The organism is Cellulomonas xiejunii (assembly GCF_024508315.1).
Taxonomy (GTDB): domain Bacteria; phylum Actinomycetota; class Actinomycetes; order Actinomycetales; family Cellulomonadaceae; genus Cellulomonas; species Cellulomonas xiejunii.
Genome location: NZ_CP101987.1, coordinates 1,561,539 through 1,580,442, shown reverse-complemented (window position 1 = coordinate 1,580,442; position 18,904 = coordinate 1,561,539). Strand labels below are relative to the sequence as shown.

At 73.6% G+C, this 18,904-nt stretch carries 14 protein-coding genes; all 14 read right to left on the bottom strand.

The genetic code is table 11. From position 1 onward, the window contains the following. Window positions 1-4: 4 nt before the first annotated feature. Window positions 5-1,624, bottom strand: a complete 1,620-nt coding sequence (gene ffh, locus NP048_RS07260; protein ID WP_227577536.1) for a signal recognition particle protein — start codon at window positions 1,622-1,624, stop codon at window positions 5-7. 29 nt (window positions 1,625-1,653) lie between these two features. Continuing rightward, on the bottom strand, window positions 1,654-3,450 hold the full coding sequence (locus NP048_RS07255) for a [protein-PII] uridylyltransferase (protein WP_227577535.1): 1,797 nt from the start codon (window positions 3,448-3,450) through the stop codon (window positions 1,654-1,656). Window positions 3,451-3,471: 21 nt separating this feature from the next. Further along, complete coding sequence (locus NP048_RS07250) at window positions 3,472-3,813, bottom strand: P-II family nitrogen regulator (protein ID WP_208197615.1); 342 nt, start codon at window positions 3,811-3,813, stop codon at window positions 3,472-3,474. After that, on the bottom strand, window positions 3,813-5,117 hold the full coding sequence (locus NP048_RS07245) for an ammonium transporter (RefSeq protein ID WP_227577534.1): 1,305 nt from the start codon (window positions 5,115-5,117) through the stop codon (window positions 3,813-3,815). Before NP048_RS07245 ends, NP048_RS07250 begins: the two co-directional genes overlap by 1 nt. A gap of 181 nt (window positions 5,118-5,298) precedes the next feature. Further along, window positions 5,299-6,507 carry a signal recognition particle-docking protein FtsY gene (gene ftsY, locus NP048_RS07240; RefSeq protein WP_227577533.1) on the bottom strand — a complete coding sequence of 403 codons (1,209 nt, stop codon included), beginning with the start codon at window positions 6,505-6,507 and terminating at the stop codon, window positions 5,299-5,301. A 56-nt stretch (window positions 6,508-6,563) separates the two neighbouring features. Then, on the bottom strand, window positions 6,564-6,905 hold the full coding sequence (locus NP048_RS07235; protein WP_256769457.1) for a hypothetical protein: 342 nt from the start codon (window positions 6,903-6,905) through the stop codon (window positions 6,564-6,566). A 120-nt stretch (window positions 6,906-7,025) separates the two neighbouring features. Then, entirely contained in the window at window positions 7,026-10,586 is a 3,561-nt protein-coding gene (smc, locus tag NP048_RS07230; RefSeq protein WP_227577531.1) for a chromosome segregation protein SMC, read from the bottom strand. A gap of 115 nt (window positions 10,587-10,701) precedes the next feature. Next, a complete protein-coding gene (ndk, locus tag NP048_RS07225; RefSeq protein WP_227577530.1) occupies window positions 10,702-11,136 on the bottom strand; it encodes a nucleoside-diphosphate kinase in 435 nt (144 codons plus the stop codon). A 58-nt stretch (window positions 11,137-11,194) separates the two neighbouring features. After that, the gene (locus tag NP048_RS07220; protein ID WP_227577529.1) at window positions 11,195-11,593 is read right to left on the bottom strand and encodes a DUF4233 domain-containing protein; all 399 of its coding nucleotides are present in this window, start codon (window positions 11,591-11,593) and stop codon (window positions 11,195-11,197) included. A 52-nt stretch (window positions 11,594-11,645) separates the two neighbouring features. Then, window positions 11,646-12,407, bottom strand: a complete 762-nt coding sequence (gene dhaM / locus NP048_RS07215; protein ID WP_227577528.1) for a dihydroxyacetone kinase phosphoryl donor subunit DhaM — start codon at window positions 12,405-12,407, stop codon at window positions 11,646-11,648. A gap of 73 nt (window positions 12,408-12,480) precedes the next feature. Next, the gene (gene dhaL / locus NP048_RS07210; RefSeq protein ID WP_227577527.1) at window positions 12,481-13,122 is read right to left on the bottom strand and encodes a dihydroxyacetone kinase subunit DhaL; all 642 of its coding nucleotides are present in this window, start codon (window positions 13,120-13,122) and stop codon (window positions 12,481-12,483) included. A 34-nt stretch (window positions 13,123-13,156) separates the two neighbouring features. Continuing rightward, window positions 13,157-14,152, bottom strand: coding sequence for a dihydroxyacetone kinase subunit DhaK (gene dhaK, locus NP048_RS07205; RefSeq protein ID WP_227577526.1), 996 nt, complete (start codon window positions 14,150-14,152; stop codon window positions 13,157-13,159). Between the two features lie 78 nt (window positions 14,153-14,230). Beyond that, entirely contained in the window at window positions 14,231-15,616 is a 1,386-nt protein-coding gene (locus NP048_RS07200) for a bifunctional folylpolyglutamate synthase/dihydrofolate synthase (protein ID WP_227577525.1), read from the bottom strand. Then, complete coding sequence (gene ileS, locus NP048_RS07195; RefSeq protein WP_227577524.1) at window positions 15,613-18,861, bottom strand: isoleucine--tRNA ligase; 3,249 nt, start codon at window positions 18,859-18,861, stop codon at window positions 15,613-15,615. The genes NP048_RS07200 and ileS overlap by 4 nt, the downstream gene beginning before the upstream one ends. Window positions 18,862-18,904: the final 43 nt, after the last annotated feature.

Here is an 18,904-nt window from a genome sequence, read left to right as displayed (position 1 = left end):
GGCGTCAGCGGCCCTTGAACAGGTCGCCCAGGCCGGCGGGCAGCTCCGCGGGGTCGAACGCCGCCGGGTCGGGGGCCGTGTCACGGGCGCCACCGAGTCCGAACGCCGACCCGGCGGGCGCCGCGGGGACCTCGCCGGCCGCGCGCGCCGCCGCGGCGCGCTCCTGCTCGGCGCGCTTGGCGGGGTTGCCGGACCGCGCCTTGGTGCGCTTCGGCTGCGGCGCCTGGCGGCCACGGGACTTCTTGCCACCCATGCCGGGCAGGTTGCCCATGCTGGGCATCCCGCCGGGCATGCCACCGCCCTTGGCCATCTGGCGCATCATCTTCTTCGCGCCGTCGAACCGTTCGAGCAGCTGGTTGATCTCGCTCGTCGTGGTGCCCGACCCGCGCGCGATACGGGCACGCCGCGAGCCGTTGATGATCTTCGGGTTCTGCCGCTCGCCCGGGGTCATCGAGCGGATGATCGCCTCGATCCGGTCGACCTCGCGCTCGTCGAAGTTCTCCAGGGCCTCGCGCATCTGCCCCATGCCCGGCAGCATGCCGAACATCTTCTTGATGGAGCCCATGTTCTTCAGCTGCTGCATCTGCACGAGGAAGTCCTCGAGCGTGAAGTCCTCGCCGGCCACGAGCTTGCCGGCCATCTTCTCGGCCTGCTCGGCGTCGAACGCCTTCTCGGCCTGCTCGATGAGGGTGAGCACGTCACCCATGTCGAGGATGCGCGACGCCATCCGGTCGGGGTGGAAGACCTCGAAGTCGGTGAGCTTCTCACCCGTCGAGGCGAACATGATGGGCCGGCCCGTGACGCTCGCGATCGACAGCGCGGCACCACCGCGCGCGTCGCCGTCGAGCTTGGAGAGCACCACACCGGTGAACCCGACGCCGTCGGCGAACGCCTGCGCGGTGGTCACGGCGTCCTGGCCGATCATCGCGTCGACGACGAACAGGACCTCGTCGGGGTCGACGGCGTCGCGGATGTCGGACGCCTGCGCCATGAGCTCGGCGTCGACGCCCAGGCGGCCGGCGGTGTCGACGATCACGACGTCGTACTGCTTCTGGCGCGCCGTCTCCAGGCCCGCGCGTGCGACCGCCACCGGGTCGGCACCCGCGGGCAGGACGTCGTCGGCACCCTGGTTGCCCGGGTGCGGTGCGTGGACGGGCACCCCCGCGCGCTCGCCGACGACCTGCAGCTGCGTCACGGCGTTGGGGCGCTGGAGGTCCGCTGCGACGAGCAGCGGCGTGTGCCCCTGCTCACGCAGCCAGAGTGCCAGCTTGCCCGCGAGCGTCGTCTTGCCCGCGCCCTGCAGGCCGGCCAGCATGATGACGGTCGGCGGCTGCTTGGCGAACGCGAGGACCCGCGTCTGCCCGCCGAGGATCGCGACCAGCTCGTCGTTGACCACCTTGACGACCTGCTGCGCGGGGTTGAGCGCCCCCGACACCTCGGACGAGAGGGCGCGCTCGCGCACCGCCCCGGTGAACTGGCGGACGACGGGGACGGCGACGTCGGCGTCGAGCAGCGCGCGCCGGATCTCACGGATCGTCGCGTCGATGTCGGCCTCGGACAGGCGTCCCTTGGCACGGAGGTTCTTGAACGTCGACGTGAGACGGTCGGAGAGGGTGGCGAACAACCTGGGCCTCGCGGTGGTCGGCGGTACGGCTACGGACGTCCCAGGGTACCCGCCAGCGCACGCGCGGCCCGGGCGGTGAGGTCGTCGACGAGCGTCGCTCGCCACGTCGTCCACGCGGCGGGGCCCGCCGCCGACGCATCGGCCTCCGTGAGCGCCCGCAGCAGCGTCAGCAGGTCCATCCGGTGGTCCACGGCATCGAGCAGCCGTTCGAGCGTCGCCGGGTCGTCATGGTCCGCCGTCGTCGCCAGCTCGGAGAGCGTGAGGTGCTCACGCACGAGGCGGGTCACGTCCGCCCCCACCTGAGGCCCGAACCCCATGCGGGCGATGATCGGGCCAGCGAGCCGGGCGCCCTCGACCGAGTGGTCGCCCGCGCCCGCACGCTTGCCGATGTCGTGCAGCAGCGCGGCGAGCAGCAGGGTGTCAGGAGAGCCCACCGCCCGCCGGTCGCGGCTCGCCCGGGCCACCGTCTCCACGAGGTGCCGGTCGACCGTGTGGCGGTGGATGGCCGAGCGCTGCGGCCGGTTGCGGACACCGGCCCACTCGGGGATCCACGTCGTCGCGACGCCCGCGAGGTCGAGGGCCTCCCACACCGGCACCTGCGCCGGCCCGGAGCCGAGCAGGTGCAGGAGCTGCTGGCGGGCCGCACGCGGCCACGGCGTCGGCAGCGGTGGGGTCGCCTCGAGGCTCGCGACCGTCACCGGCGAGAGGACGAGCCCCGGCCGGGTCGCCGTCGCCGCGGCCCGCAGCGACAGGACCGGGTCCTCCGCCGGGCGCGCGTCGACCGCGAGCACGATCTCGCCGTCGTGCTCCACGAGCCCCTCGGCGATGGTCCGCAACCGGGGTGGTGTGCGCCGGCCCCGCACCAGCATCGGCGCGCGCACCGGACGCTGCAGCGCCTGGCGCGCGTTGCGCGCGGTCGTGTCCAGCGCGTAGGAGATGACCCGCCCGGCCTCCGCGATCGAGGCCAGCAGGTCATCGCGGTCGTCGAAGCCGACGAGCCCGGCGACCTCGTCCTGGTCGGCCTGCAGCAGCCGGTTGCTGTGCCGACGCGTCACGACCTGGACCGCGTCGCGCACGTCCAGCAGGTGGGTGTACGCGTGGTCGACCGCACCGTGCGGCCGGTCCGTGAGCCACGTGGCAGCGAGCGCCGACAGGACGACGGCGTCGCGGATGCCGCCGCGAGCCTCCTTGATGTCGGGCTCGATGAGGTAGGCCAGCTCGCCGTGCCGGTCGGCACGCTGACGCGTCGAGGCGAGCAGCTCCGGCAGGCGCCGGCGCGCGGCCGACCGCCAGTCGGCGAGCAGCGCCGACGTCGCGCGCGCGATCACGAGGCCGTCACCGGCGACGGGCTGCAGCTCGAGCAGCCCCACCGCGGCCGGCAGGTCCTTGGACGCGACCTGACGGCACTGCGCGAGCGAGCGGACCGAGTGGTCGAGGTCGAGCCCCGCGTCCCAGATCGGGTACCACAGGCGCTCGGCGAGCCGTGCGAGGTCATCCGCCGAGTGCCCCCTCCCCTCGTGCACGAGCAGCAGGTCGAGGTCCGAGACAGGACTCGCGTCGCCGCGTCCCACGCTCCCGACGACACCGAGCGCGACGCCCTGCACGTCGCGGCCCTCCGTCGCCTCGGTCCAGAGCAGCGCGAGCGCGCCGACCACCAGGTCCGCCACGGCGCGGCGTCGCGCCACTCCGTCGGTGCCCGGTGTCATCATCCGTGCGGCCAGGTCGAGCCGGGCAGCGCGCAGGTCCCGCACCCCGACGGGGTGCGGGACCTGCGGCTGCTGCGGCGACCCGGCCGCGCCCCCCGCGGGCGGCCGTGCGATCGTCATCTGTGTGCTGCGACCGTCCGTCTAGAGGGCGTCGTCGCCGTGCTCACCGGTGCGGACGCGAGCCACGTCCTCGACCGGCACGACCCAGACCTTGCCGTCACCGATCTTGCCGGTCTGCGCCGCCTGCACGATGACCTCGGTGACCCCGGCCACGTCCTCGTCCGCGACGAGGACGTCGATCCGCACCTTCGGCACCAGGTCCACCGTGTACTCCGCACCCCGGTAGACCTCGGTGTGCCCCTTCTGGCGGCCGTAGCCGCTGGCCTCGCTGACCGTGAGTCCGCGGACCCCGGCAGCCTCGAGGGCCGACTTGACGTCGTCCAACCTGTGCGGCTGGATGACCGCCGTCACGAGCTTCGTCATCACTTCACCTCCGACACGACACGGGCGCCGCCCAGGTTCTCGTACGCGGTCTCGCCGTGCACCGCGAGGTCGATGCCGCCGACCTCGACGTCCTGCGAGACGCGCCACCCGAGCGTGGCCTTGAGGATGAGACCGATCACCAGCGTCACCAGACCGGAGAACACGATCGCGACGAGTGCGATCACGATCTGGATGATCAGCTGGTTGACGCCACCACCGAAGAACAGACCCGTGTCGGCGGCCAGGAAGCCGATCAACACGGTGCCGACGAGACCGCCGACGAGGTGGACACCGACGACGTCGAGCGAGTCGTCGTAGCCGAACTTGTACTTCAGACCCACGGCCAGGGCGCAGAGCACACCGGCCACGACGCCCAGGATGATGGACGTCAGGGGGCGCAGCGCGCCGGCGGCCGGCGTGATGGCGACCAGACCGGCGACGATGCCCGAGGCGGCACCGAGCGACGTGGCGTGCCCGTCGCGGAACTTCTCCGTCAGGAGCCAGGCAAGCATCGCCGCGGCGGTGCAGGTCGTCGTGTTGACCCACGCCATGCCCGCGTTCTCGTCGGCGCCGAAGGCGGAGCCGGCGTTGAAGCCGAACCAGCCGAACCACAGGAGCGCCGCGCCGAGCATCACGAACGGCAGGTTGTGCGGACGCATCGCCTCGGTGCCGAAGCCCTTGCGCTTGCCGATGATCAGCGCGAGCACGAGCGCGGCCACACCGGCGTTGATGTGCACGACAGTGCCACCGGCGAAGTCGATCGGCGCCGTGTTGGCCACACCGTCCGTCGTCCCGAACATGGCGGCCGCGATGGACCCCTCGAGCCCCGACAGCTGTCCGCCGCCCCAGACCATGTGCGCCATCGGGAAGTACCCGACGGTGACCCACACGGCCACGAAGGCGAGCCACGTGCCGAACTTCGTGCGGTCGGCGAGCGCGCCGCTGATGAGCGCGACCGTGATGATCGCGAACGTCACCTGGAACGCGACGTCGATGACCTGCGGGTAGTTGCCCAGCCCGACCATCGGGTTCCCGTCGGCGTCGAACAGCGTGCCGCTGAGGCCGAACTGGTCGAACGGGTTGCCGAAGATGCCGGCGACGCTCGAGCCGTACGACATCGACCAGCCCCACAGCACGTAGATCACGCCGACGACGCCGATCGCGCCGAACGACATCATCATCATGTTCAGGACCGACTTGCCCCTGACCATGCCCCCGTAGAAGAACGCCAGTCCTGGCGTCATCAGGAGCACGAGGGATGCTGACGTCAGCATCCAGGCTGCGGCTCCGGTGTCCCACTCCATGTCTGCACTCCCCTCGCCAGCCGGGCGGCCGGACTGCGACAACTGTGGAGCGGGGCCGTTTCGCGGGACCGGCGCGGGCGTTACGGGCGTGTGACAGCCCCCGCCGGTGCGTAAACGTTGAGTTTCGTGCTGGGCGATCGTCCAGGGACCGGGACGGTTCGTCCCGGTACCCCGGACCGCGTCAGGACTGCAGGAGCCCGTCGACGAACGCCTCGGGGTCGAACGGCGCCAGGTCGTCGGGGCCTTCCCCCAGCCCCACGAGCTTGACCGGCACGCCGAGCTCGCGCTGGACGGCGACGACGATCCCGCCCTTCGCGGTGCCGTCGAGCTTCGTCAGGACGATGCCCGTGACGCCCGCCACCTCGCCGAAGACCCGCGCCTGGTTGAGCCCGTTCTGACCGGTGGTCGCGTCGAGCACGAGCAGGACCTCGGACAGCGGCGCCGTCCGCGTGATGACGCGGGTGATCTTGCCCAGCTCGTCCATGAGGCCGGCCTTGTTCTGCAGCCGACCCGCCGTGTCGACCAGGACGACGTCGGCGCCGTCCGCCACACCGGCGCGCACGGCGTCGAACGCGACGGCCGCGGGGTCGGCACCGTCCCGGTCCGAGCGCACGGTGGGGACACCGACGCGCGAGCCCCACGTCTGCAGCTGGTCGGCCGCCGCCGCCCGGAACGTGTCAGCCGCGCCGAGCACCACGCTGCGGCCGTCCGCCACCAGGACACGGGCGAGCTTGCCGACCGTCGTCGTCTTGCCGGTGCCGTTGACGCCCACGACGAGCACGACGGCCGGGACCTTGCTGCCGTCCTCGCCCGTGGTGGGCTCGGTCGCCAGCGAACGGTCGAGCCCGGGCTCGACGAGCGCGAGCAGCTGCTCGCGCAGCACGGCGCGTGCCTCCTCGCCGTCGCGCAGGCCGTCGACGCGCACCCGGGTGCGCAGTGCGTCGATGAGCTCGTCGGTCGGGCCCGCTCCGACGTCCGCGAGGAGCAGGGTCTCCTCGAGCTCGTCCCAGTCGTCCTCGGTGAGGTGGTCGCGCGACAGGACGCCGAGCAGCCGGGTCCCGAGCGGCGAGCCGGAGCGCGCGAGCCGCTCGCGGAGCCGGCGCAGACGACCGGCCGTGGGTTCCGGGGTCTCCAGTGCGGGGGTCGCGATGTCCTCGGGGACCAGGAGGTCCTCGGGTGCGACGGTCGCGGTGGGGGCCTCCGGCTCGGTGGCGGGCGCCGCAGCCGGACGGTCCACGACGGCCGTGCCGGTCGAGGCACCCGCGCGCTCGTCGCCGTCGGGCTGCTTCGGGGCGTCGGTGCGACGCCGGCGCACGGACACCGCGGCCGCGGCGCCCGCGACCAGCACGGGGATGCCGATGAGGTAGGGCAGGAAGTCGTTGAAGTCCACGCGGACAGTCTGTCGGGCGCAGGGACCTCGCGGCGACCCGGGGCGTCAGCCGAGGGTCAGCGGGCCTTGTCGTGCGCGTCCACGACGTCCCGGCGAGGACGCACGACCGCGGCGGCACGCTCCCGCGCACCGCGCAGGTCCTCGATCAGCTCGTCGGGGTTCAGGTAGCCGTCGCCCTCCGACGCCGTCGCGCGCAGGAAGTCGGCCAGCGAGAGGTCGACCGGCGCCGCGGCGGCCGCCTGGGCAGCAGCCGCCTGCTCGCGGTCGGGGTTGCGGCGGGCGCGCACCCCCCGGCGGAAGGTGGTCAACGGGTTCGCGGCGCCGGTGCTCGACGAGGCGACGACGAGCACCGCCGCAGCGGTGAGGAGAGCAACGAGAGTCCAGATCACGACGGCCACATGACCAGTCTCCGGGCCGTCGCGGCGGCGGACCGCTCGACGCACGCGCCCTGGCCGAACCCGCGCACAACCTTCACACGACGGTGACGACGGCACCGTGCGGGCTGGCCTGCCCGTCGCTCAGGCGGGGACGTCCTCCACCATGCGCTGGCTGATGACGGTCGTGACGCCGTCGCCGCGCATCGTCACGCCGTACAGCGCGTCCGCGATCTCCATGGTCCGCTTCTGGTGCGTCACCACGATGAGCTGGGAGTCCTCCTGCAGCTCGCGGAAGATGCCGAGCAGACGCCCCAGGTTGGCGTCGTCGAGCGCGGCCTCGACCTCGTCCATGACGTAGAACGGGCTGGGGCGCGCCTTGAAGATCGCGACGAGCAGCGCGACCGCCGTGAGCGAGCGCTCGCCGCCGGAGAGCAGCGACAGGCGCTTGACCTTCTTGCCTGCGGGGCGCGCCTCGACCTCGATGCCGGTCGTCAGCATGTCGTCCGGGTCGGTCAGCACCAGGCGCCCCTCGCCCCCGGGGAACAGCCGCGGGAACACCACGTCGAACGCTGCCGCGGTGTCGCGGTACGCGTCCGTGAAGACCTGCTCGACGCGCTGGTCGATGTCCTTGACGATCTCCAGCAGGTCCGCACGGGACTTCTTGAGGTCCCCGAGCTGCTCGACGAGGAACTGGTGCCGCTCCTCGAGCGCGGCGAACTCCTCGAGCGCGAGCGGGTTGACCTTGCCGAGCAGGGCGAGCGCACGCTCGGCGGCGCGCAGCCGCTTCTCCTGCTCCGCCCGCACGTACGGCACCGCGGTCGGCGCGTCGTCGTCCGGCTCCGTCCCGGGCGGGAGCACGACGGGCACGTCGCGGTGCGGCCCGTACTCGTCGAGCAGCACCTGCGGGTCGAGACCCAGCTCCTCCACGGCACGCGTCTCGAGCTGCTCGATGCGCAGCCGCTGCTCGGCGCGCGCGACCTCGTCCTTGTGCGCGACGTCCGTCAGCTCGGCCAGGTCCCGCGCGAGCCCGTCGACGCGGGTGCGGACGGCGGCCAGGGCCGCGTCCCGCTCGGCCCGCGCGGTCTCGGCGGCGTCCCGCTCGTCCGACGCGCGGCGCAGCGCACGGTCGAGCAGACCACCCGTGTGGACCGCGGCGGTGTGGACCGCCCGCGCCACCCCCGCCTGCCGGGCGCGCTCCTGCTCCCGGCGAGCAGCCTTCTCGCGGGCCGCACGCTCCGACGCCGCGGCGCGCTCGAGCGACTCCGCGCGACCCGCGAGCGCGCGGGCCCGCTCCTCGCTCGTGCGCAGCGTCAGCCGCGACTCGGTCTCCCGGCCGCGGGCGGCGGTGGCCTCCCCCGCCGTGGCGTCGCGGCGCGCCGTGGCGGCCGCGATGGCCGCCTCGACGTCCTGCGGGGCGTCCTCGGCCGCGGCGAGCCTCGCGGTGAGCTCGGCGAGCGCCGCGTGGTCCTCGGCGAGCGTCGTGCTCGCCGCCTCCAGCGAGCGCTGTACGCGCTCGGCCTCGGCGCGCGCCGCCCGCGACGCGGACCCGAGGTGGCCGAGCTGCTCCGCGACGGCGGCGAGCGCCGCGTCGGACTCGTTGAGCCGCTCGAGGGTCGCGTCCACGGCGGCCTGTGCCGCGGCACGCGCGTCACGTGCCGTCACCAGCTCGAAGCGCAGCCGCTCGGCCGCGGCGGTCGCGGTCGTCGCGGCGGCGCGGGCCGTGTCGAGGGCACCCTGCAGGTGCAGCGCGCTCGGCGCGGAGGCCGACCCGCCGGACGCACGGAACCGCGAGAGCACGTCCCCCGTCCGCGTCGCGACGACGAGGTCCGGGTGCGCCGCGACCAGGGGACGTGCGGCGGCGAGGTCGTCCACGACGACGACGTCGGCGAGCAGTGCGCGCACCGCGTCGAGGACGGCAGCAGGGGCCTGCACGAGGTCGACCGCGCGGTCGACACCGGCCGGCAGGTCCACGGAACGGACGGCACCCGCCCCGGCGACCATGAGCGTGGCCCGGCCGGCGTCCTCCGTGCGCAGGTGCCGGATCGCGTCGACCGCGGCGTCGACCGACTCGACCGCCACGGCGTCCGCGACCGCGCCGAGTGCCCCGACGATCGCCTCCTCGTCGCGCGCGTCCACGCTGAGCAGCGCCGCGACGGAACCCACCACGCCCGGCAGACCGTCCGCCGCGAGCAGCGCACCTGCACCGTCCTTGCGGCTCAGCGACATCTCGAGTGTCTCGGCGCGCGACGACTGCTGGTCCCGCTCCCGCTCGGCGGTGCGCAGCTCGTCCTCGAGTGCCACGACGCGCGCGGCGGCGGCGTCCAGCGCCTCGGCGGCGGCCTCGTGCTCCGCGTCGAGCCCTTCCTCGCCCTCCTCGACGCCTGCGACCTGGGTCTCGAGCGCGGCGAACTGCGTCGTCGCGTCGCGCGCCCGCTCCTCGGCGGCGGCCAGGCTCGCGCGCAGGCGTCCGATCTCGGCCTCGGTGGCCTCGACGCGGCTGCGTCGCGCCGCGACCTGCCCGGCCAGCCGCGCGACGCCCTCGCGCCGGTCGGCCGCACCGCGCTGCAGGTCCGCCAGCGCCCGCTCGGCCGCCGTCGCGGCGGCCTCCGCCTCCTGACGTGCTGTCGCAGCGGCCGCGACCGCGGCGCGTGCGAGGTCGACCTCGGCGGCGAGCTCCGCCTCCGCGTGCCGGACGCGCTCGGCCTGGGCCTCCAGGTCGGCCGGGTCCTGACCGCCGGTGCGCTCGCTCGACGCGGTCCCGAGCAGTCGTGCGCGGTCGGCCGCGAGCGACGCGGTGCCGCGCACGCGCTCACGCAGCGAGGACAGCCGGTACCAGACCTCACCGGCCTCGCTCACCGCGGGCGCCGCCTCGGCCGCCTCCCGCTCGAGGGCCCCGAGCCGGCCGCGTGCCTCGGCGAGCTGCGCCTCGACCTGGGCGCGCCGCTCGAGCACCGCGGACTCGTCGGCGATCTCCTGCTCGAGCCGCGCCTGGAGCTGGGCCAGGTCGTCGGCCAGCAGCCGGGCGCGCGAGTCGCGCAGGTCCGACTGGACCACGGCGGCCTTGCGCGCCACCTCCGCCTGCCGGCCCAGCGGTCCGAGCTGACGGCGGATCTCCGCGGTGAGGTCACCCAGACGCGTCAGGTTGCCCTGCATCGAGTCGAGCTTGCGCAGCGCCTTCTCCTTGCGCTTGCGGTGCTTGAGGACGCCCGCGGCCTCCTCGATGAAGCCCCGGCGCTCCTCGGGGGTCGCGCGCAGCACAGCGTCGAGCTGTCCCTGCCCCACGATGACGTGCATCTCCCGGCCCAGGCCGGAGTCCGACAGCAGGTCCTGGATGTCCAGGAGGCGGCAGCTGCGGCCGTTGATCGCGTACTCGGAGCCGCCGTTGCGGAACAGGGTCCGCGAGATCGTGACCTCGGAGTACTCGATCGGCAGCGCACCGTCGGAGTTGTCGATCGTCAGCGCGACCTCGGCACGACCGAGCGGCGGACGCCCCGACGTGCCGGCGAAGATGACGTCCTCCATCTTGCCGCCGCGCAGCGACTTGGCGCCCTGCTCCCCCATGACCCAGGCGAGCGCGTCCACGACGTTGGACTTGCCGGAGCCGTTGGGCCCGACGACGCACGTGATCCCCGGCTCGAAGTTCAGCGTCGTCGCGGAGGCGAACGACTTGAACCCGCGCAGGGTCAGGGTCTTGAGGTGCACGTAGGGCAGCCTAGGCAACGCACGGCGCCCGGCCGCGCACGCTCCGACGCCCGGGCGTGTGCGCCGCGGCGGGAGCGGGCGCGACCGACGCCGCGCGCACCCTGCGTGAGGGGTGTCAGAGCGCGGGGAACCAGAGCGCGATCTCGCGCGCGGCCGACTCCTCGCCGTCGGAGCCGTGGACGACGTTCTCGATGAGCTTGGTGCCCCAGTCACGGGCGAGGTCACCCCGGATGGTGCCGGGCGCCGCGACCGTCGGGTCGGTCGCACCGGCCAGCGAGCGGAACCCCTCGATGACGCGGTGGCCCTCGACCACGGCGGCGAGGACGGGGCCGGACCGCATGAAGTCGACGAGCGCCCCGACGAACGGCTTGCCGGCGTGCTCGGCGTAGTGCTCGACCAGCAGGCTCTCGTCGGCGTGGCGCAGCTCGACCGCGACGAGGGTGTAGCCCTTCGCCTCGATGCGGCGCAGCACCTCACCGACCTGGCCGCGGCGCACACCGTCCGGCTTGACGAGGACGAGGGTGCGCTGGGGGGCGGGTGCGTCAGTCATGGCCGTCACCTTATCGGCGGACCGAGGGCGCACGACGAGTGCGTCCGTCGGGCGTGCGTCACGCGGGCGCGGGCCCCTCAGGGTGGGCTGCGTCCCACGCGGCCCGCTCGCGGTCGATCCGTCCGCCCAGCCGCAACGACACGGCCCACAGCACGACGAAGACCGCACCGACGCCGTACATCATCGGCACGAGGACCCCGAACCCGAGCACCGCGAGCTGCGCGAACGACCCGGCGACGTAGCCGCCGGGGCGGCCCACGTAGCCGGACAGCAGCACGAGGATCACGAACGTCACACCGCCGAGCGTCCACACGGTCGCCGGCGGCGCCACGCGCAGGCCGTACGCGACCAGGGTCGCGAACCCGACGAGGAACGCCTCCAGCAGCAGCGTCATCTGGGTGAACTGCGGCTTCGCCGGACGCTTGCGCCGCGTCGGGGCGGACTGCTGGGTCGTCATCCCACCAGGCTAGCCGCGCGGCACGGCCTGCTCGTCGACGTGCCGCCGACCGTCACACCTCGCCGAAGCCCGCCTCCACGTCCGCCACGAGGCGAGCGGCAGCCTCGGCGGCCTGCGGACCCTGGGCGGTGATCGTCAGGACGTCGCCCTTCACCGCACCCAGCTTCATCAGGTCCAGCACGCTCGCCGCGTTCATGCCGTTGACCTGGACCTTGGCGTCGAGGTGGGCCAGCATGCGGACGATCAGCGCGGCGGGCCGTGCGTGCAGGCCGAGCGGGTTGCGCAGCACGGCGGTCGCCTGGACCGATCCGTCCGGCGCGGTCACCGGCGCCGTCACAGCAGGGGCCTCGCCGGCCGGGCCGCTCGCCGCCACGGGAGCCGACGACCCGTCGCGCAGCGGACGTGCCGGCCCGAACGTTCCCGCCGCCGCCTGCGCGGAGTCCAGGACCGTCGCCAGGTCCGCCTTGCCGTGCGCCGTCACGGCCGCGGCGACGGCGCCCTCGACGAACGGCGCGTCCGCGAGTCGCACACGGGCGGCGACGTCCTCGTCCATCAGCTCCAGCACCGACTCCGCCGTCAGCACCGCCGACCCGAGGTCCGCGACGACCACGACCGAGCGTCCGTCGCCGGTCGCGTCGCGCAGCGCCGCGTCCACCCGGTCGAAGCTCGTGCCCAGTCCGCCGTCGTCCGTGCCGCCCGCGGCCACGAGGCGCACCCCGGGCGCCATCTGCGCCGCGACCTCGACCGCGCCCTCCGCGAGCGCCCGCGAGTGCGAGACGAGCACGAGCGCCACGGGCGCCCAGCGATCCGTCACCGGTCCTGCCTCCCCCCGCGACGTCCGCGCCGCGTCGTGGTGCCGCACCGTGGTCGGTGCGGCTCGTCGTCGATCAGTCCGCCGCCTCGGCCGCCTGCGCCGCCGCGAGCAGGATGAGCTCGCTCGAGCGGGCTCCCGGGTCGAGGTGCCCCGCGGAGCGCTCGCCCAGGTAGCTGGCACGGCCCTTCGTCGCGACGAGCGGCACGGTCGACTCCGCGCCGTCGTGCGCGCCGCGGGCCGCAGCGGCGAGCACCGCCGAGGGCGGGGCGCCGTGGTCGGCGGCGTCCACGGCGGCCGCGACCGCCGCCGTCCACGCGTCGACCATCGTCTTCTCCCCCGCGCCGGCGCGTCCGCGCGTGACGATCCCGTCCAATGCGGCCTCGAGCAGCGCGACGACACCGTCGGGACCCAGCTCGCTCGCCGTGCCCGACTTCGACGCACGCAGGTAGGCGGTGCCGTACAGGGGCCCCGCCGCGCCTCCGACCGTGGACATCAGCGTCGTGGCGACCAGCCGCAGGACGTCCCCGACGCTCGCAGGCGGCGTGTCGAGCCCGTCGAGCTTGGCGACGACCGCACGGAAGCCCCGGTCGAGGTTCTCACCGTGGTCGCCGTCGCCGATCTGCCGGTCGAGCTCCACGAGCTCGTCCCGGTGCTCGGCGACCGTCGCCGCACTGCGCCTCACCCAGTCGACGGCCCATGCCGCGTCCAGCGTCATCCGCCCAGCCTCCCCGAGTCCCCGGCCGCGTCGTTCACCAGCGCAGCGCCGACGTGTGCACGGGTGCGTCCCACAGGGCGGTCAGCTCGTCGTCCAGACGAAGGACGGTGACCGACGCGCCCTGCATCTCCAGCGATGTCACGTAGTTGCCGACGAGCGAGCGGGCCACCTCGACCCCGCGCTCGGCGAGCAACGCGCGCGCCCGACGATAGACGACGTACAGCTCGGACGCGGGCGTGCCGCCCATGCCGTTGACGAGCAGCAACACACGCTCCCCGCCCGCCAGGCCGAGGTCCTCGACGACCGGCGTCAGGAGCTTCTCGGTGAGCACGTCGGCGTTCTCCAGGCCGACGCGGTGGCGCCCCGGCTCGCCGTGGATCCCGATGCCGATCTCGATCTCGTCGTCCGGCAGGTCGAAGCTGGGGCCGCCGACATGGGGCACGGTGCAGGCGGTCAGCGCCAGACCCATCGTGCGGACGTTGTCGACCACGCGCTGCGCGACGGCGGCGACCGCGTCGAGGTCGTCGCCGCGCTCGGCGGCGGCCCCCGCGATCTTCTCCACTGCCACCGTGCCGGCCACGCCGCGCCGCCCTGCCGTGTAGAGGGAGTCCTCGACGGCCACGTCGTCGTTCACCACCACCTGCCGGACGGTGATCCCGTCGGCGTCGGCGAGCTCGGCGGCGGTCTCGAAGTTCAGCACGTCGCCCGTGTAGTTCTTGACGATCGTCAGGACGCCGGCCCCGGCGTCGGCCGCGGCGATCGCGGGCAGGATCTGGTCGGGCGTGGGCGAGGTGAAGACCGCACCCGGGACTGCGGCGTCGAGCATCCCGACGCCGACGAAGCCCGCGTGCAGCGGCTCGTGCCCGCTGCCACCCCCCGAGACGAGGCCGACCTTGCCGGGCACGGCGCCGCCGGCGCGGGTGACGAACAGCGGGTCGACATGCACCTGCACCACGTCGGCGTGCGCGAGGCCGAACCCCTCGACCGACTCGGCGACGACATCCTGCGGGTCGTTGATGAGCTTCTTCACGCTCGACTCCCTCGACGTGCCGGCGGTGGTCGCTCCACTCCACCCCGGGGCACGACGGACGTCAAGGCGAGACTCGTCTCACTCACGTCCCAGCAGCACCCGGGCCTCGGCGACGAGCAGGACGGAGCCCGTCACCAGCACACCGGCCCCCCGCTCCTCCTCGCTCTCGGCACGCTGGACGGCGACGTCGATCGCGTCGGGCAGACGGGCGGCCACGTGCACGCGGTCCTCGCCGAACACGTCGATCGCGATCTCGGCCAGGTCGTCCGCATCGAGCGCGCGCGGCGTCGACGCCTGGGTCACGACGACCTCGGCGAGCAGCGGCTCGAGCGCCGCGAGGATGCCCTCGGGGTCCTTGTCCGCCATGACGCCGACGACGCCGACCAGGCGCGTGAAGTCGAACGCCTCGATGACCGCGTCGGCCAGCGCCTCGGCACCCGCGGGGTTGTGCGCGGCGTCGACGAGGACGGTCGGGCTCGACCGGACGACCTCGAGGCGTCCCGGGGACGTCACGCCGCCGAACGCGGCCTCGACGACCGATCCGTCGAGCGCGGCGCCACCCGTGAGCAGCGCCTCCGTCGCGACGAGCGCCAGCAGAGCGTTGTGCGCCTGGTGCTCGCCGTACAGCGGCAGGAACACGTCGGTGTACACGCCGCCGAGCCCGCGCAGCGCGACGAGCTGACCGCCCACCGCGACCTGCCGGTCGACGACCGCGATGTCCACGCCCTCGCGCACGACGCGGGCCCCGCGCTCGGCGGCGACCGTCAGCACGACACCCTCGACGTCCTCGGTCTGCGTCGCGAGCACGAGCGTCGCACCGTCCTTGACGATGCCGGACTTCTCCGACGCGATCTCCACGAGGGTGTTCCCCAGGTAGCGCTCGTGGTCCATCGCGACGGGCGTCATGACCGCGACCTCGGCGTCGATCACGTTGGTCGCGTCCCAGCGCCCGCCCATGCCGACCTCGACGACCGCGACCTCGACGGGCGCGTCGGCGAACGCGGCGTACGCCATGACGACGAAGACCTCGAAGAACGACAGCCGGGGCTCACCGCGCTCGGCCGCGTCCGTGTCCACCATGTGCACGTAGGGCGCGACGTCCTGCCAGACCTCGACGAAGCGCTCGTCGCTGATCGGCTCGCCGTCGATGCTGATGCGCTCGTTGGCGCGCGTGAGGTGCGGGCTGGTGAAGCGGCCCGTACGCAGCCCGTGCTCGCGCAGCAGTGCCTCGACCATGCGTGCCGTCGACGTCTTGCCGTTCGTGCCGGTGACGTGCACCGAGCGGAACGCACGCTGCGGGTCGCCGAGCAGCTCGAGCACCGCGCGGACGCGGCCCAGCTCGGGGTCGATGTCGTGCTCGGGCGCACGCGCGAGGATGCTGCGGTAGACCTCGTCCGCGGCCTGGCGTGCCGCCCGGGCGGCCTCGTCCTTCAGGTGGTCCGCGCCACCGCGTTCGCGGCTCACGCGTCGGCCCGCACGACGGTCACGGCGACCTCGGCCACGTCGGCGGCCTCGATCGACACGGACGACGCGAGCGTCTCGGCGGCGACGAAGTCGCGGTGCGCCTCGACGTCCGCGACGTGCGCGGCCGGCACCGTGAGCGTCAGGTCGACCCGGTCGGCGACGTGCAGGCCGGCGGCCTTGCGTGCGTCCTGCACGGCTCGCACGACGTCGCGTGCGTAGCCCTCGGCGCGCAGCGCGTCGTCCAGCGACAGGTCGAGGACGACCACCACGCCGCCGCTCAGCACGGCGGCGGCCATGTCGGCCCCCGCCGCCTCGCCGACCACCGTCGTCAGCTCGTACTCCGCCGGCTCCAGCGCGACGTCCCCGGCGTCGGTGGTGACGACGACGGTCTCGCCGTCGACCCGCCACGCACCGGAGCGGGCGCCCTTGATGACCTGCTGCACGGCGCGGCCCAGGCGCGGGCCGGCGGCCCGCGCGTTGACCGCGAGCCGCTGCGTGATGCCGAAGCGCTCGGTGGTCGCGGCGTCCGCCTCGACGACGTCGACGTGCTTGACGTTGAGCTCGGCGGCGAGCAGGTCGGTGTACGGCGCGAGCGCGGCCGGGTCGGCCACGGCGACCGTGAGCCGGCGCAGCGGCTGGCGCACGCGCACCTGGTGCGCCTTGCGCAGGCCGAGCGCCGACGAGACCACGGCGCGGACCTCGTCCATCGCGGCGACCAGGGAGTCGTCACGGACGAGCGCGTCGACGGCCGGCCAGTCGGTGAGGTGCACGCTGCGTCCGCCCGTCAGGCCGCGCCACACCTCCTCGGTGACCAACGGCGCGAGCGGCGCCATGGCGCGCGTGAGCTCCTCGAGCGCGGTCCACAGCGTGTCGAAGGCGTCGGCGTCCTCGGACCAGAACCGGTCGCGCTGCGTGCGCACGTACCAGTTGGTGAGCAGGTCGAGGTGCTCGCGGACGGCCTCGCACGCGGCGGGGATGTCGTACGCGTCGAGCTGGGCGGTCATCGCGGCCGTGAGCTCACCCGTCCGGGCGAGCAGGTACCGGTCCATCGGGGCCAGTCCGGCGGCGCGCTCGGCGGTGACCCGCTGCGCCGTGTACCCCTGCCCGCCGTCCGCGGCACCCGCGTACAGCGTGAAGAAGTAGTACGTGCTCCACAGCGGCAGGAGCACCTGGCGCACGCCGTCGCGGATGCCCTCCTCGGTGACCACGAGGTTGCCGCCCCGCAGGATGGTGGAGGACATGAGGGACCAGCGCACGGCGTCGGACCCGTACTTGTCCCACATGACGACGGGGTCCGGGAAGTTGCGCAGCGACTTGCTGGCCTTGCGGCCGTCGTCGCCCAGCACGATGCCGTGGCACATGACGTTGCGGAACGCGGCGCGGTCGAAGATCGCGGTGGCCAGCACGTGCAGCGTGTAGAACCAGCCGCGCGTCTGCCCGATGTACTCGACGATGAAGTCGCCCGGGTAGTGGTGCTCGAACCAGTCGCGGTTCTCGAACGGGTAGTGCACCTGCGCGAACGGCATCGACCCGGAGTCGAACCACACGTCGAGCACGTCGGGGATGCGGCGCATCGTCGAGCGGCCCGTGGGGTCGTCCGGGTTGGGGCGCGTGAGGTCGTCGATGAAGGGCCGGTGCAGGTCCGGCTCGCCCTTGTCGTTGAGCGGCAGGCGGCCGAAGTCGGCCTCGAGCTCGGCGAACGAGCCGTAGACGTCGACCCGCGGGTACGCCGGGTCGTCGCTCACCCACACCGGGATGGGTGTGCCCCAGTAGCGGTTGCGGCTGATCGACCAGTCGCGCGCGTTCTCCAGCCACTTGCCGAACTGGCCGTCCTTGATGTGCCCGGGGATCCACTCGATGCCCTGGTTGAGCTCCACCATGCGGTCCCGGAACTGCGTGACCCGCACGAACCACGACGACACGGCCTTGTAGATCAGCGGGTTCCGGCAGCGCCAGCAGTGCGGGTACGAGTGCTCGTACGTCTCGTGGCGCACCAGCGCGGCCCGGTGCGCGGCGTCGACGCGTGCGAGCGGCCCGGTGCCGTTCTTGAGGTCGGCGATGACCTGCTTGTTGGCATCGAAGACCTGCACGTCCGCGTAGTCCGTGACCTGGGAGGTGAAGCGGCCCTTGGAGTCGACGGGCACGACCGGGGTGATGCCCGCCGCGTCGCACGCGGCCATGTCGTCCTCGCCGAACGCGGGTGCCAGGTGCACGACGCCCGTGCCGTCCTCGGTGGTGACGAAGTCCGCCGCCAGCACCTGGTGGGCGTTCTCGTGCCCCGCGAAGTAGTCGAACGGCGGCGTGTACCGGCGGCCCACGAGGTCGGCGCCCGTCAGTCGCGCGACGACCGCCGGCTCGTCGCCCAGCTCACGGGCGTACGCACCCAGGCGCGCCGCGGCGAGCACCACGCGCTCCCCCGGGTGCACCTCGCCGAACGGCGACCCGGCGGCAGGCTCGACGACGACGTACTCGACGTCCGGCCCCACCGCGACGGCCAGGTTGGACGGCAGCGTCCAGGGCGTGGTGGTCCAGATCAGCAGCAGCTCACCGGAGTCCAGGCGGAACCCGACGGTGATCGCCGGGTCCTGGCGCGAGGCGTAGACGTCCTCGTCCATGCGTAGCTCGTGGTTGCTCAGCGGCGTCTCGTCGCGCCAGCAGTACGGCAGGACGCGGTAGCCCTCGTAGGCCAGGCCCTTGTCGTACAGCTGCTTGAACGCCCAGATGACCGACTCCATGAACGACGGGTCGAGCGTCTTGTAGTCGTTCTCGAAGTCGACCCAGCGCGCCTGCCGCTCGACGTACTGCTGCCACTCCTCGGTGTACTTCAGCACCGAGCTGCGGCACGCGTCGTTGAACGCGGCGATGCCCATCTCGTCGATCTGTGACTTGTCGGTGATCCCCAGGACGCGCTCGGCCTCCAGCTCGGCCGGCAGTCCGTGCGTGTCCCAGCCGAACCGGCGCTCGACGTGCCGCCCGCGCATGGTCTGGTAGCGCGGCACGACGTCCTTGGCGTACCCCGTGAGCAGGTGGCCGTAGTGCGGCATCCCGTTGGCGAACGGCGGCCCGTCGTAGAAGACGTACTCGTTCTCGCCGTTCTCGCCCGTGGGTCGCAGTGCCACCGAGGCGCGGAACGTGTCGTCCGCGTCCCAGTACCGCAGCACGTCCTGCTCGAGGGCGGGAAGGTCGGGGCTGGGCGGGACGGTCGCGGGGGTGCCGTCGGACGTGCGGTGCAGCGGGTACGCCACGGTCGGGTGCTCCTGGTCTCGCGCACCCGGTGGGGTGCGTACG

Bases quoted from the DNA above. Each gene is read 5' to 3' on its own strand.
- NP048_RS07255 (WP_227577535.1), bottom strand. From the start codon at position 3,450: ATGACGATCGCACGGCCGCCCGCGGGGGGCGCGGCCGGGTCGCCGCAG.
- NP048_RS07250 (WP_208197615.1), bottom strand. From the start codon at position 3,813: ATGACGAAGCTCGTGACGGCGGTCATCCAGCCGCACAGGTTGGACGAC.
- NP048_RS07245 (WP_227577534.1), bottom strand. From the start codon at position 5,117: ATGGAGTGGGACACCGGAGCCGCAGCCTGGATGCTGACGTCAGCATCC.
- ndk (WP_227577530.1), bottom strand. From the start codon at position 11,136: ATGACTGACGCACCCGCCCCCCAGCGCACCCTCGTCCTCGTCAAGCCG.
- NP048_RS07220 (WP_227577529.1), bottom strand. From the start codon at position 11,593: ATGACGACCCAGCAGTCCGCCCCGACGCGGCGCAAGCGTCCGGCGAAG.
- dhaL (WP_227577527.1), bottom strand. From the start codon at position 13,122: ATGACGCTGGACGCGGCATGGGCCGTCGACTGGGTGAGGCGCAGTGCG.